The sequence below is a fragment of the Streptomyces sp. NPDC051907 genome, from assembly GCF_040681075.1.
Taxonomy (GTDB): domain Bacteria; phylum Actinomycetota; class Actinomycetes; order Streptomycetales; family Streptomycetaceae; genus Streptomyces.
In genome coordinates this window covers 1-1040 of sequence record NZ_JBFAYB010000257.1, presented here as the reverse complement: position 1 = coordinate 1040, position 1040 = coordinate 1, and the positions used below count along the sequence as shown (strand labels likewise).

General features: G+C 38.3%; 1 protein-coding gene. It reads right to left on the bottom strand.

Annotated features, from left to right (window positions below; genetic code table 11):
- Positions 1-82: 82 nt before the first annotated feature.
- A partial coding sequence (locus tag AB0M39_RS42230) for a hypothetical protein (protein WP_365374560.1) occupies positions 83-1040 on the bottom strand: 958 nt, incomplete at its 5' end.

The window sequence follows — 1040 nt, the reverse complement described above, 5'->3', positions numbered from 1 at the left end:
ACATCACTTGCACTTGTCGCTTTAAAGCTAACTTGTGTGATTTCTCCCCCAAGTTCAATATTGGCATAAAATGTACTTTTCATTATTGATTCACCTCACATGTATATTGAGCTTTGACATTGATATCAGTCGCAGCAACACTAATTGTTTTACCAGTTTTATATTGATTGCCTGTACCGCCAAAATTGGCATTTAATACACCATTTTGATCACGTTGAGACCATTTATAAGTATAAGTTTTTCCATTTGTATCAATTTCAGCACCAGATTGAAATACTCGGCAAGTAAGTGTTGTTGTACCAGAACCGTTTTTAAAAATGCTACCTGCCGTACTATCAATCGTACAAGTTAATGGATCTGTATAATCAAGAAGAGTAATAATTCCACTAACTGATGTACCTGCTGTACCACCTGCGCGGTCAATGATCATAGCCTTGAACGTTTGAGCATTTGTAACAGCCGATGGTAGAACTGTTAGTATCCCTTGAGAAGTTGTATTTGTACCAGCTGCTACATTGGGCGTTTGACCAGTTGTAGATGAAGTACATAAATGCCAACCTAATCCAAGGTTTGAGTTATAACCAGTTGAACCAGTTGTGGTTACACTACTATCTGAATAACCGAAGAATATCTCTTTATTTCCTGCAGAAAGTTGTCCCCCTTTATATAGATCAGCGTTAACTGTTAAGCTTGCAGGCATGGAATTGTAGAACGCTCCACCATTGCCAGCATAAACATTCGCAAGAACAGCTGATTTAGCAAGTTGTACAACAGTTAAATCTAAAACAGCTGAGAATGGAACATTTAAACCTGTATTAGGGTCAACCCATAATCCAGAAGCAGTGAATCGTGATGCTGAGTTAGCAATTGGGACATTGACTTTTGTTGTTAACACACTATTTGCGCTTCCGCTCATATATTGAGTATCAGTATTAGTAGTTGAAGTGATAGTTGTTGTTGCCGTTCCATCTGCTCGTGTCCAAGTAATATTTCCTGAAATCCTACCGATAACAGAAGTTGTACTCCCTGCTTTAGTAAGG